At 72.4% G+C, this 12,647-nt stretch carries 9 protein-coding genes; 4 read left to right on the plus strand and 5 right to left on the minus strand.

Annotated features, from left to right (window positions below; translation table 11 throughout):
• Positions 1 to 6: 6 nt before the first annotated feature.
• On the minus strand, positions 7 to 3,753 hold the full coding sequence (locus tag MUN78_RS04210; RefSeq protein ID WP_244729007.1) for a multifunctional oxoglutarate decarboxylase/oxoglutarate dehydrogenase thiamine pyrophosphate-binding subunit/dihydrolipoyllysine-residue succinyltransferase subunit: 3,747 nt from the start codon (positions 3,751 to 3,753) through the stop codon (positions 7 to 9).
• A gap of 243 nt (positions 3,754 to 3,996) precedes the next feature.
• On the opposite strand from MUN78_RS04210, the gene MUN78_RS04215 reads away from it, so the two are divergent.
• Positions 3,997 to 5,355: a hemolysin family protein gene (locus tag MUN78_RS04215; protein WP_244693342.1), complete on the plus strand. Its 1,359-nt coding sequence runs from the start codon at positions 3,997 to 3,999 to the stop codon at positions 5,353 to 5,355.
• On the plus strand, positions 5,352 to 6,398 hold the full coding sequence (locus MUN78_RS04220) for a hemolysin family protein (RefSeq protein ID WP_244693343.1): 1,047 nt from the start codon (positions 5,352 to 5,354) through the stop codon (positions 6,396 to 6,398). Before MUN78_RS04215 ends, MUN78_RS04220 begins: the two co-directional genes overlap by 4 nt.
• Positions 6,399 to 6,482: 84 nt before the next feature.
• On the opposite strand, the gene MUN78_RS04225 is transcribed toward MUN78_RS04220, so the two are convergent.
• From MUN78_RS04225 to MUN78_RS04235, 3 genes are all read right to left on the minus strand, one after another.
• Complete coding sequence (locus MUN78_RS04225; RefSeq protein ID WP_244693344.1) at positions 6,483 to 7,073, minus strand: hypothetical protein; 591 nt, start codon at positions 7,071 to 7,073, stop codon at positions 6,483 to 6,485.
• Between the two features lie 97 nt (positions 7,074 to 7,170).
• On the minus strand, positions 7,171 to 8,376 hold the full coding sequence (gene metX, locus MUN78_RS04230) for a homoserine O-acetyltransferase MetX (RefSeq protein WP_244693345.1): 1,206 nt from the start codon (positions 8,374 to 8,376) through the stop codon (positions 7,171 to 7,173).
• Between the two features lie 67 nt (positions 8,377 to 8,443).
• Positions 8,444 to 9,769, minus strand: a complete 1,326-nt coding sequence (locus MUN78_RS04235; protein WP_244729009.1) for a bifunctional o-acetylhomoserine/o-acetylserine sulfhydrylase — start codon at positions 9,767 to 9,769, stop codon at positions 8,444 to 8,446.
• Between the two features lie 223 nt (positions 9,770 to 9,992).
• On the opposite strand from MUN78_RS04235, the gene MUN78_RS04240 reads away from it, so the two are divergent.
• Positions 9,993 to 10,766 (plus strand): SDR family NAD(P)-dependent oxidoreductase, encoded by a 774-nt coding sequence (locus MUN78_RS04240; protein WP_244729011.1) that lies wholly within the window; start codon positions 9,993 to 9,995, stop codon positions 10,764 to 10,766.
• A gap of 4 nt (positions 10,767 to 10,770) precedes the next feature.
• Positions 10,771 to 11,475 carry a uracil-DNA glycosylase gene (locus MUN78_RS04245; protein ID WP_244729013.1) on the plus strand — a complete coding sequence of 235 codons (705 nt, stop codon included), beginning with the start codon at positions 10,771 to 10,773 and terminating at the stop codon, positions 11,473 to 11,475.
• A 90-nt stretch (positions 11,476 to 11,565) separates the two neighbouring features.
• On the opposite strand, the gene MUN78_RS04250 is transcribed toward MUN78_RS04245, so the two are convergent.
• On the minus strand, positions 11,566 to 12,510 hold the full coding sequence (locus MUN78_RS04250) for an arginase family protein (protein ID WP_244729014.1): 945 nt from the start codon (positions 12,508 to 12,510) through the stop codon (positions 11,566 to 11,568).
• Positions 12,511 to 12,647: the final 137 nt, after the last annotated feature.

Genomic DNA, 12,647 nt, shown 5'->3' on the forward strand with positions numbered 1-12,647 from the left:
GGTCGCCTACGACTCGTCGCCGAAGCCGAGGGCGCGCGCGATGAGCGCCTCCTGCTCCACGGCGTGCACCTTCGCGGAGCCCGTCGAGGGCGCCGCGGAGGCGGGTCGGGAGACCACCCGGATCTTGTCGTTCGCGAGCTGCTTGGACAGCTCGAGGGAGATGAACGGCCAGGCGCCCTGGTTCTCGGGCTCGTCCTGCACCCACACGAGCTCGGCGCCGGCGTAGTGGGCGAGCACGCGCCCGAGCTCCACGCCGGGGATCGGGTAGAACTGCTCGACGCGCACGAGCGCGACGCGCGGATCGGGGCGCTTGTCGAGCGCCGCGCGCAGGTCGTAGTAGACCTTGCCCGAGACGAGGATGACGCGCTCGACGGCCGCGCGGTCGGTGACGGCGGGATCGTCGATGATGGGGCGGAACGAGCCCTCGGTGAACTCCTCGACCGCCGAGGTCGCGCCGCGCAGGCGCAGCATCGACTTCGGGGTGAAGACGATGAGCGGCTTGCGGGGCCGCGCGTACGCCTGGCGGCGCAGCAGGTGGAAGTAGTTCGCGGGGGTGGAGGGGCGCGTCACGACCATGTTGTTCTCGGCGCACAGCTGCAGGTAGCGCTCGATGCGGGCCGAGGAGTGGTCGGGACCCTGGCCCTCGTAGCCGTGGGGGAGCAGCATGACCACGGAGGACTGCTGGCCCCACTTCTGCTCGGCGGCGGCGATGTACTCGTCGATGACGGCCTGGGCGGTGTTGGCGAAGTCGCCGAACTGGGCCTCCCACAGCACGAGCGCGTCCTCCCGCTGCAGTGAGTAGCCGTACTCGTAGGCGAGGGCCGCGTACTCCGAGAGCAGCGAATCGTAGATCCAGAAGCGCCCCTGCTCCTCGGAGAGATTGAGCAGCGGGATCCACTCCTGGCCGTTCGCCCGGTCGTGGAAGACCGCGTGCCGCTGGGCGAAGGTGCCCCGCCTGGCGTCCTGCCCGGCGAAGCGCACCGCGGTCCCCTCGAGGAGCAGCGAGCCGAGCGCGAGCAGCTCGCCGAAGCCCCAGTCGATGCCGCCCTCGCGGCTCATCTCGAACCGCTTGTCGAGCAGCTGCTGGAGCTTGCGGTGGACGGTGAAGCGCTCGGGCTTGTTGGCGTGCGCGTCGCCGATCCGCTCGACGACGCTGCGGTCGACGGCGGTCTCGAGCGCGGCGGTCGGCACGGCGCCGGTCTCGGCGGTCTCGGCGATGCCGCTCGTGTCGATGACGGGGATGGCGCCCGTCTGCGCCGCGTGGGTCTCCATGAAGGCCTGCTCGAGGCGGTCCTGGAAGTCCTGCTTCGACTTCTCGTACTCCTCCTCGGTGATGTCGCCGCGGCCGACGAGCGCGCTCGTGTACAGGCGGCGCGTGGAGCGCTTCGCCTCGATGAGGTCGAACATCAGCGGCTGCGTCATCGACGCGTCGTCGCCCTCGTTGTGCCCGCGCCTGCGGTAGCAGACGAGGTCGATAATGACGTCGATGTGGAAGCGCTGGCGGAACTCGTAGGCGAGCTTCGCGACGCGCACGACGGACTCGGGATCGTCGCCGTTCACGTGGAAGATGGGCGCCTGGACGACCTTGCCGACGTCGGAGGAGTAGATCCCGGTGCGCGAGTCGAGCGGCAGCGTCGTGAAGCCGACCTGGTTGTTGATGATGATGTGGATGGTGCCGCCCGTGCGGTAGCCGCGCAGCTGCGACATCTGCATCGTCTCGTAGACGACGCCCTGGCCGGCCATCGCCGCGTCGCCGTGGATGATGATCGGCAGGGTCGTGAACGAGCCGATCGGCTTGAGATCCTGCTTGGCGCGGACGATGCCCTCGAGCACGCCGTCGACGGTCTCGAGGTGCGAGGGGTTCGCGGCGAGGTGGATGGGGACCTGCGTGCCGTTGGGCGCGGTGAAGACGCCCGAGGTGCCGAGGTGGTACTTCACGTCGCCCGAACCCGACTTGGCGACCTGCGCGCCCTCGAACTCCCGGAAGATCTGGCCGTACGTCTTGCCGGCGATGTTCGAGAGGACGTTCAGACGGCCGCGGTGGGCCATGCCGACGTCGACGCTGTCGACCCCGTCCTCCGCGGCGTCGATGAGCATGGCGTCGAGCAGCGGGATCACGGACTCGCCGCCCTCGAGGCTGAAGCGCTTCTGGCCGACGTACTTCGTCTGCAGGAAGGTCTCGAAGGCCTCGGCCTCGTTGAGCTTCTCGAGGATGCGCATCTGCTCGTCGTGGCTCGGCTTCGCGTAGGGCACCTCGAGCTGGTCGCGCAGCCACAGCCGCTGGGCCGGATCCTGGATGTGCATGTACTCGATGCCGATCTTGCGGCAGTACGAGTCGCGGAGCACGCCGAGGATGTCGCGGAGCGGCATGGTGCGCTTGCCGCCGATGCCGCCAGTGACGAACTCGCGGTCGAGGTCCCAGAACGTGAGGCCGTGCGATTCGATCTCAAGATCGGGGTGGGTGCGCTGCCGGTACTCGAGCGGATCGACGTCGGCCATGAGATGCCCGCGCACCCGGAAGGAGTTGATGAGCTCCTGCACGCGGGCGGTCTTGTCGACGGCGCCCGTGATGTCGACGTGGAGGTCCGCGGCCCACTGCACGGGCTTGTAGGGGATGCGCAGCGCCGCGAAGATCTCCTCGTAGAAGCCGTGCCCGCCGATGAGGCGCTCGTGCACGTGCTTCAGGAACTCGCCCGATCCCGCGCCCTGGATCACCCGGTGGTCGTAGGTGCTCGTCAGCGTGATCGTCTTCGAGATGCCGAGGCGGTTCAGCGTCTCCTGCGAAGCGCCCTGGAACTCGGCGGGGTACTCGAGCGCGCCGGCGCCGATGATGCTGCCCTGGCCGGCCATGAGCCGCGGCACCGAGTGCACCGTGCCGATGCCGCCCGGGTTCGTGAGCGAGATGGTGGTGCCCTGGAAATCGCCGGCGCCGAGCTTGTTCGCGCGCGCGCGCTTGACGAGATCCTCGTACTCGGCGAGGAACTCGTTGAAATCGAGCGTCTCGGCGCGCTTGATCGAGGGGACCATCAGCGAGCGGGTGCCGTCGGGCTTGGGCAGGTCGATCGCGATGCCGAGGCCGATGTGGGCGGGCACGACGATGGACGGCTTGCCGTCGGCCTCGGCGTAGGCGACGTTCTGGCTGGGGAAGTCCTTGAGCGTCTGGATGAGCGCCCAGCCGATGAGGTGCGTGAAGGAGACCTTGCCGCCGCGGCTGCGCCGCAGATGGTTGTTGATGACGATCCGGTTGTCGATCATCAGCTTCGCGGGGATCGTGCGCACGCTCGTCGCGGTCGGCACCGTGAGGCTCTGATCCATGTTCTTGGACAGGGTGCGCGCCATGCCCTTGAGCGGCGTGACCTGATCCTCGAGGGTCTCCGACTCGTCGCGGCTCGTGGTCGCGCGCGGGGCGTCCGCGGGGATGGGCGCCTCGCGGGGCGCGGCGTTCGTGGTGCGCGCGGGCTGGGTCGTCGTCGGGATCGGCGAGGTCGCGGGCGCGGCCGCGCTCGCGGCGGCGGTCGTGTTCGGGGCGGGGCTCGCGTTCGGGGCGGCGGTCGTGTTCGGGGCGGGGGCGCTGGGCGGCGCCTGCCCGGACGGGGCCGCGCCGCCGTACTGCTCGAGCACGGGCCACCAGGAGCGATCCACGGAGTCCTTGTCCACCTGATACTGCTTCCACAGCTCGTCGACGAGCCACGCGTTAGCACCGAAATCTTCTGCGGAACCAGCCTGCGCGCCGGTTTCCGTACGCTCCGCCAAAGCGATTTCCTCTCGTTGAGATCGTGAGCGGCCGGCCTGGAACGGGGATCGAGGGCTCCATAGCCGCAACCGTGTTCAAGACTACGCCTTTCCGGGTGGCCGCGCGATCCGCGCAGCGCTGGAGTTCCCAGCGATCGCTGATAATCTCGAGGGTGCTATGGATGCAGACTCTCGAAGACCCGCAGACCCTCCGAGTACCGGCCGCGCTGAGGCGCGGACCCAGCCCCGCGGCGGGTGCCGCGGATGAACGAGTGGTGGTTGCTGCTCATCGGCGTCGTGCTGACCGCCGGAACCGGGATCTTCGTCGCCGCCGAGTTCTCCCTCGTCGCGCTCGACCGGCATGACCTCGAGCGGCGCAGGTCCGAGGGCGCGCGCGGCCTCGACCGCGTGATTAAGGGTCTCGCGGTCACCTCGACGCACCTGTCCAGCGCGCAGCTCGGCATCACCCTGACCACGCTGCTCGCCGGGTACACCCTCGAGCCCGCGATCAGCGCCTTCCTCGACGCCCCGCTGGCGGGGCTCGGCGTCGCCGAGGAGTTCCGCCGCACGATCAGCGCGCCGATCGCGGTCGCGGTCGCGACCGTGTTCTCGATGATCGTCGGCGAGCTCGTCCCGAAGAACTTCGCCATCTCGAAGCCGCTCGCCACGGCGCGCATCGTGATGCCGGCGCAGGCCACGTTCACGACCGTGTTCAGACCGGCGGTCGCCCTGCTCAACGGCAGCGCGAACGGGATCCTGCGCTCCATCGGCATCGAGCCCAAGGAGGAGCTCTCCGGCGCCCGATCGGCGGAGGAGCTCTCCTCGCTCGTGCGCCACTCGGCGAGCGCCGGCCTGCTCGAGGCCGACACGGCGACGCTGCTCGACCGGACGCTGCGGTTCTCCGAGCTCACGGCCGGCGACGTCATGACGCCGCGCCTCAGGATCGAGAGCATCCAGAAGCTCGAGTCGGCGCAGGCCGTGCTCGAGCTCTCGGGTCGCACCGGCTACTCGCGGTTCCCGGTCATCGACGACGACCGGGACGACGTCGTCGGCGTGGTGCACGTCAAGCAGGCCGTGTCGGTGCCCCGCGCCAAGCGCTCGGAGGTGCCGGTCGCCGCGCTCGCCGAGGAGGTCCTCCGCGTGCCCGAGACGATCCGCCTGGACCAGCTGCTCGAAGAGCTGCGCTCCCGGGGGTTCCAGCTCGCCATCGTCGTCGACGAGTACGGCGGCACGGCGGGCATCGTCACTCTCGAGGATCTCGTGGAGGAGATCGTCGGCGAGGTCGCCGACGAGCACGATCGCGCGGCGGCCGGCGTGGTCGGCACGGCGGACGAGATGACCTTCCCCGCCGACCTGCGCCCCGACGAGGTGCGCGAGCAGACCGGGATCGAGATCCCCGAGGACGACGAGTACGACACGGTCGCCGGCTACGTGCTGCGCGAGCTCGGCCGTATCCCGGTGGCGGGCGACGAGGTCGGGCTGCCCGACGGCGGCACCCTGCGCATCGAGCGGATGGACGGACGCCGCGTCGCGCGGCTGCGCTACACGAGCGCCCCGCTGCCCGACGGGTCCGACGACGACTCCGAAGCCGCGGGGACCGATGGGGCGGGGGTGCGCGCATGAGCGACTGGGCAGGAATCGTCTGGCTCGTGGTGCTGCTCGCCGTGAACGCCTTCTTCGTCGGCGCCGAGTTCGCCGTGCTCTCGGCGCGGCGCTCGCAGATCGAGCCCCGCGCCGAGGCGGGCTCCAAGCGCGCGAGGACCGCCCTCTACGCGATGGAGCACGCGACCCTCATGCTCGCCACGAGCCAGCTGGGCATCACGGTCTGCTCGCTGCTCATCCTGAACGTGTCCGAGCCGGCGATCCACCACCTGCTCGAGGGGCCGCTCGAGTGGACGGGGCTCTCGCCCGAGGTCGTCGGGGTCGTCGCGTTCGTGCTCACCCTCGTCGGGGTGACCTACCTGCACGTCGTCTTCGGCGAGATGGTGCCGAAGAACGCGGCCTTCTCGATGCCCGACCAGGCGGTCCTCCTCCTCGCGCCGCCCCTCGTCGCGGTCTCGCGGGTGCTCCGCCACGTCATCGCGGCGCTCAACGCGATCGCGAACGGCGTGCTGCGCCTGTTCCGCGTCGAGCCGAAGTCGGAGACGAACAGCACCTTCACGCTCGAGGAGGTCGCGAGCATCGTGAGCCACTCGACGCGCGAGGGCGTGCTCGAGGATCGCAGCGGCGCGCTCTCGGCGGCGTTCGAGTTCACGGCGAAGCGCGCGGCCGACCTGCTCGTGCCGTTCGATCGCCTCGTCGTGCTGCCGGCAGGCTCGACGCCCGAGGACGTCGAGGCCGCCGTGGCGAAGCACGGCTTCTCGCGCTACCCGATCGCGGGGAGCGACGGCGAGCTCGACGGATACGTGCACATCAAGGATCTCGTGCGCCTCGGGGAGGACCGCATCGCGGAGCCCATCGCGGCGAAGCGGATCCGCGAGATGATCGCGCTGCACGCCCAGACGGAGCTCGAGGACGTGCTGGCGCGCATGCAGGAGCGGGGGATCCACCTCGCACGGATCTTCGAGAAGGACGGCACCGAGCTCGGCGTCGTCTTCCTCGAGGACGTCATCGAGGAGCTCGTCGGCGAGGTGCACGACGCGACGCGGCGCGGTCACGGACGGTAGCGGGGCCCGCCCGGGACCCCGAGAACCGGGACCCCGGGCGGGCGTCGGCGCACTGCGGCGCGACGTCGGCGCGCCGCTCGCGTCTCAGCGCGCGGAGAGCACCAGGTGCGCGCTGATCTCGTCGACCGGCAGGTCCGCGCCGCTCGTGAGCGGGCTGTCGGGGATGTCGAAGTCGAGGTCGAACTCGGCGCTCTCCTCGTCGAGCTTCGTGGGGGTGAGGCGCAGCTGCGCCTCCTGGTGCACGATGCCGTTGACGGAGAGCGTGCCGACCGCGGTCACCGTCGGGTCGCCGCCCTCGCGGCGCAGCACCGTCGGCTGCGTGAGGACGAACTTCGCCTCGGGGAACGCCGCGAGGCGCGCGCGCAGTTCGGCTCCCGTGATGACGCCGTCGTTGAGCACGAAGTAGCCGCTCGTCTCCACGTGCGCGGCGAAGGCCCCGGCGACCGAGCCGCCGATCTCCCCCTCGGCGGAGGTGAGCTCGGCGTCGGTGACGTCGTAGATCGTCACGACCGGCACCTCGAGCACGTCGGAGCCCGCCGCGGCCTGGAGCTCCGCGGCCTGCGCGCCGATGTCCGCCGCGGGGGAGCACCCCGTGAGGGCGAAGGGGAGCGCCGCCGATACGGTGGCCACGACGCCGAAGACGCGGACGGAGCGGCTCACTCGCGTGACGGACAATTCCTGCTCCTTCTGGGATCGACGGTACCCGGCGAGCCTACGCGCGCAAGGTGGGAGGCTCCCGGGAACCGTCGGGGAGTCCGAGGGGAGCGCGGCCTCAGCTCGCGAGCAGGCGCTCCAGCTGGGCGCCGACGCGCGCGAACTCGATGAGGAACGCGTCGTGGCCGAACGGCGAATCGATCCGGGTCGCGAGCCCGCCGTCGAGACTGCCGGGCGCGTGCCGCGCGATCTCGTCCTGCCCCTCGAGCGTGAACAGGCGGTCGCTCGGGATCCCGAGGACGAGCGTCGGGAGGTCGAGCGCGCCGAGCGCCGCGGCGACACCGCCGCGGCCCCGGCCGACGTCGTGGGAGTTCATCGCCTGCACGAGCGTCACGTAGCTTCCGGCGTCGAAGCGCCGGGTGAACTTGTTCCCGTGGAAGTCGAGGTAGGACTCGACGGCGAAGCGGCCGCCGCCGCCGAGCGGGCTCACCGCCGACTGCCACGAGCGGCCGAAGCGGTCGTCGAGCTCCGTGTGGCTGCGGTAGTTGAGCAGCGCGAGCCGCCGCGCCGTCGCGAGGCCGTGGTGGGGGCCGGTGCCGTCCGGGGCGTCGTAGTAGTGTCCGCCGCGGTAGAAGGGGTCGGAGCGGATCGCCTCGAGCTGCACGAGGTTCAGGCCGATCTGGTCCGCCGTCGTCACCGGGGGCGCCGCGATGACGGCGAGCCGGGAGAGACGATCGGGGTGGGCGATCGCCCACTCGAGCGCGTGCATGCCGCCCATGGAGCCCCCGATGACGGCGGCGAACCGCTCGATCCCGAGCTCGTCGGCGAAGCGGACGGCGGCGGCGACCTGGTCGCGGATCGTGAGGTAGGGGAACCTTCCGCCCCACTCGCGTCCGTTCGGGTCGAGGGATCCCGGGCCGGTCGAGCCCTGGCAGCCGCCGAGGACGTTCGGCGCCACGATGCAGTAGCGGTCGGTGTCGAGCGGCTTGCCCGGCCCGACGATCTCCGACCACCAGCCGTCCGTGGGGTGCCCGGGTCCCGCGGCGCCGACGAGGTGGCTGTCTCCGGTGAGCGCGTGGAAGACGAGGATCGCGTTGTCGCGCTGCGGGGCGAGCTCGCCGAACGTCTCGTACGCGATGCGGACCGCGGGCAGCTCCTCGCCCGCTTCGGTCGCGAAGGCGCCGATCGACGCGAAGCGGCGCTCGCCGACGGGATCGCCGTCCCGCCAGCCGCCCGAGATCGGCGGGCGCCCCATCAGCGCGCGCAGCTGCGCGTCGGTGATGAAGTCGGTCGGGAACGAGTCCTCGGGCGTCTGCCAATCCATAACCACCCATTGTGCCCGTCCGGGCGGGGCCGTGCGCGATTGTTACGCGCCGCGGCCCCGGGCCGGCTCAGGCCTGGGCGGACTGCGCGGCGACGACCTCGCGGGCGGCCGCGAAGCCGCGCTCGAGGTCGGCCGTGATGTCGTCGATGTGCTCGAGCCCCACCGAGAGGCGCACGAGCCCGGGGGTGACGCCGGCGGTGAGCTGCTGCTCGGGGGTGAGCTGCGAGTGGGTGGTCGACGCCGGGTGGATGATGAGCGAGCGCACGTCGCCGATGTTGGCGACGTGGCTGAAGAGCTCGACGTTCTCGACCACCGCGCGGCCCGCGTCGACGCCCCCCTTGAGCTCGAAGGCGAGCACCGCGCCGACGCCCTTCGGCGCGTAGCGGTTCGCGGCCGCGTACCAGGGGCTCGAGGGGAGCCCCGAGTAGTAGACCGTGGCGACGTCCTCGTGGGCGTCCAGCCACTCCGCGACCTCCTGGGCGTTCTGCACGTGCCGTTCGACGCGCAGCGACAGCGTCTCGATGCCCTGCAGCAGGAGCCAGGCGCTGTGCGGGGCGATCGAGGAGCCGAGGTCGCGCAGCAGCTGCACGCGCGCCTTGATGATGTAGGCGATGCCGTCGCCGACGGCGCCGGTGTAGCTGACGCCGTTGTAGGAGGGGTCGGGCTCGGTGAGGCCGGGGAAGCGGTCGACGTGCTCCGACCAGGGGAAGCGGCCGCCGTCGACGATCACGCCGCCGATGGTCGTGCCGTGGCCGCCGAGGAACTTCGTGGCGGAGTGCAGCACGATGTCGGCCCCGTGCTCCAGCGGGCGGACGAGGTAGGGGCTCGCGACCGTGTTGTCGATGATGAGCGGGACGTCGTTCTCATGGGCCACCTCGGCCACCGCGGCGATGTCGAGCACGTTGGAGCGCGGGTTCGCGATCGACTCGGCGAAGAAGAGCTTCGTGTTCGGGCGCACGGCGCGCTGCCAGGCCGCCGGGTCGTCCTGATCCTCGACGAAGGTGACCTCGATGCCGAGCTTGGCCAGCGAGTACTTGAAGAGGTTGTAGGTGCCGCCGTAGATGGAGCTCGAGGAGACGATGTGGTCGCCGGCGTTCGCGATGTTCAGCACGGCGAAGGTCGAGGCCGCCTGGCCGCTCGCGAGCAGCAGCGCCCCGGTGCCGCCCTCGAGGGCCGCGACCCGCTCCTCAACGACCGCCTGCGTCGGGTTCGTGATGCGCGTGTAGATGGGGCCGAGCTCGGCGAGCGCGAAGCGGTTCGCCGCCTGGGTCGTGTCGTCGAAGACGAAGGAGGTGGTCTGGTGGATCGGCACGGCGCGCGCGCCGGTCTCGTCGGGCTGCTGGCCCGCGTGGATCTGCTTGGTCTCGAAGCCCCAGGCGGTCTGGTCGGTCATGGAGTTGCTCCTCGGTGAGTCGGTCGTCGGGTGCCGCGGCCCCGTGCGCGGCGGGCGAGCACGCGACCCCTGCATCGTATCGGGAAGGGATACGTCGGGCGGATGTTCCTCGAGCGTACGGAGGGCCGCCGAGCGCGGCAACGGAGCGGGACACGCCGCGTAATGTTTGTATGCTCGAAGGGCGGGGCCGCGGCGGCCCGCGCCGGGTGGACGGAGGATCGGCATGGCGGATCGCGTGGTGGTGACCGGGGCGAGCTCGGGGATCGGAGCGGCGACCGTGCGCCGCTTCGCGGAGCTCGGGTGGGAGACCGTCGCGGTGGCGCGGCGCGCGGATCGGCTCCACGCCCTCGCCGCGGAGACCGGCGCGCACCCGGTCGTCTGCGATGTCACCGACGAGGCGCAGGTGGCCGCGATGGCCGCCGAGGTCGAGGCGACCGGAGGCGCGACCGGGCTCGTCAACAACGCCGGCGGCGCGCTCGGCACCGAGTCGGTCGAGTCCGCCTCGAACGACGACTGGCGGCGCATGTTCGAGGTCAATGTGCTCGGCCTGCGCACGGTCACGGCGGCGCTGCTGCCCGTGCTGCGCGCCGGCGCCGCGCACGGCGGCTGGGCCTCGATCCTGAACCTCACCTCGACGGCCGGGCTCGCCGCCTACGCCGGGGGCGGCGGGTACAACGCCGCGAAGTACGCGGCGCACGCCGTGACCGAGGTGCTGCGGCTCGAGCTCGCCGGCGAGCCGATCCGGGTGATGGAGCTCGCCCCCGGCCTCGTGCACACCGAGGAGTTCACCCTGAACCGCCTGCGCGGCGACGCGGCCGGGGCGCGCAAGCCCTACGAGGACGTCGTCCCGCTCACCGCCGAGGACGTCGCGCGGGTGCTCGTCGGCGCCTTCGTCCAGCCGCCGCACGTCAACCAGGACCTCATCGTGCTGCGCCCCGTCGCGCAGTCGAGCGTCTTCCACACGCACCGCGGGCCGCTCGCCCCGAAGGCGGGCTGAGCCGGTGGCGATGGGACTGGCGGAGCTCGCGGAGCACGGGCACGTCGCGCCGGACTGGGCGGAGGCGCTCGCGCCGATGTCGGAGAGCCTGGCCGAGCTCGGCCGCTTCCTGAACGAGGAGCGCGCGGCCGGGCAGCGGATCCTCCCCGCGGGCGATCGCATCCTCGCGGCGTTCCGCCGGCCCCTGGCCGACGTGCGGGTGCTCATCGTCGGGCAGGATCCCTACCCCACCCCGGGCCATCCGATCGGGCTCTCCTTCGCGACCGCGCCCGAGGTGCGGCCGATCCCGCGCAGCCTGCAGAACATCTACCGGGAGCTGCAGGACGACCTCGGCATCCCGCCGGCACCGCACGGCGACCTGACCGCCTGGGCCGATCACGGGGTGATGCTGCTCAACCGGGTGCTCACGGTGCGCGCCGGCGCCCCCGCGTCCCATCGGCGGCGCGGCTGGGAGGCGTTCACCGAGCACGCGATCCGCGCCCTCGTCGCCCGCGGCGGACCCCTGGTCGCGATCCTGTGGGGCAACGACGCGCGGGGGCTCGCACCGCTGCTCGGCGACGTGCCGCGCGTCGAGAGCCCGCATCCCTCGCCGCTGTCCGCCTCGCGCGGCTTCTTCGGCTCGCGGCCGTTCAGCCGAGCGAACTCGGCGCTCGAGGCGCAGGGCGCGCCGCCCGTCGACTGGCGCCTCCCGACGCCCGGCACCCCCTGAGCGGTCCCCGGCGCGGGTGACGGCGACGGGGTCGGCGCCGGCACGGGTCGGGCCCGGGAGCGGATGCGCCGGGGCGCCGCGCGAGCTCGCCTAGCCGCGCAGGGCGAGGCCCGCCGCGGCCTCGAGCACGAGGAGCGCCGCCAGGCGCACCGTGCGGCCGTCGGGCGCGTCGGCGCTCGCGTCGACCTCGGCGATGTCGACGCCCCGCACGCGCGGGTCGGCGGCGAGCAGCCGGGTGAGGCGGCGCAGCTCGTGCGCCTGGAGGCCGCCGGGGAGCGACGCCGGGCACGCCGGCGCGACGGCGCGATCGCAGACGTCGACGTCGAGGTCCACATGGATCGGACCGCCCGCCGCGCCCGCGATCGCGAGCGCCTCGGCGGCGACCTCGGCGAGCGGGCGCTCGTGCAGCTCGTCGCGGTGCACGACGGTGATCCCGAGCTCGCGCGCCCGCGAGCGGTACGCCCGCGAGTTCGCGAAGTCCGCGATGCCGATCTGCACGACGCGGCGCGGATCGAGCCCGGCCTCGACGAGCCGCCGCACGGGCGAGCCGTTGCTGCGGCCGTCGCGCAGATCGTGGTGGGCGTCGAGCGTGATGAGTCCGGCGGTCCCGATCGCGTCGCCCCAGACGCCGAGCGCCGCGGGCACCGTGAGCGCGTTGTCCCCGCCGAGCGCGACCACGAGGCGCGCGCAGGAGCCGAGTCCCGCGATCCGTCGGGCGGCCCGGGCCTCCCCGGCATCGGTGTCCGGGTCCTCGGCATCGCCCGCGTCGACGATCGCGAGCGCCTCGTCGATCACGAGCTCCGGCTCCGCCCCGCGCTCGGCGGGGGAGCCCGGCGCCGAGAGGTGGCCCGCGTAGCGCCGCAGCGCGGCGCGGATCGCCCCGGGCGTCGCGTCCGCGCCGGTGGGGGAGAGCGACGTCCGCGCCGTCGGCACCCCGATGAGGGCGAGGTCGAGCGGACCGGAGACGTCCTCCGCGGGCGGCCAGCCGCCCGTGCGCGGCCAGGAGGGGTCGTGGGGGAGCTGGGGCTGGGGCATCGTCGTTCCGTTCCTGCCGCTCGGCGTCGGGTCGTGCGGCCAGCCTGCCACGGCGCGGCGCGGGCGTCGGCGCCCCGAGGGCGGTGCTGTCCGGGATCCCGGACAATTGCGCGGTGCGGGGTCCGCCGCGCCCGCCG

This window comes from Leucobacter allii (assembly GCF_022919155.1).
Taxonomy (GTDB): Bacteria; Actinomycetota; Actinomycetes; order Actinomycetales; family Microbacteriaceae; genus Leucobacter; species Leucobacter allii.

Excerpts from the sequence above, each read along its gene's own strand:
- MUN78_RS04220 (WP_244693343.1), top strand. The coding sequence starts at position 5,352 with ATGAGCGACTGGGCAGGAATCGTCTGGCTCGTGGTGCTGCTCGCCGTG.
- MUN78_RS04240 (WP_244729011.1), top strand. The coding sequence starts at position 9,993 with ATGGCGGATCGCGTGGTGGTGACCGGGGCGAGCTCGGGGATCGGAGCG.
- MUN78_RS04215 (WP_244693342.1), top strand. The coding sequence starts at position 3,997 with ATGAACGAGTGGTGGTTGCTGCTCATCGGCGTCGTGCTGACCGCCGGA.
- MUN78_RS04250 (WP_244729014.1), bottom strand. The coding sequence starts at position 12,510 with ATGCCCCAGCCCCAGCTCCCCCACGACCCCTCCTGGCCGCGCACGGGC.
- metX (WP_244693345.1), bottom strand. The coding sequence starts at position 8,376 with ATGGATTGGCAGACGCCCGAGGACTCGTTCCCGACCGACTTCATCACC.
- MUN78_RS04235 (WP_244729009.1), bottom strand. The coding sequence starts at position 9,769 with ATGACCGACCAGACCGCCTGGGGCTTCGAGACCAAGCAGATCCACGCG.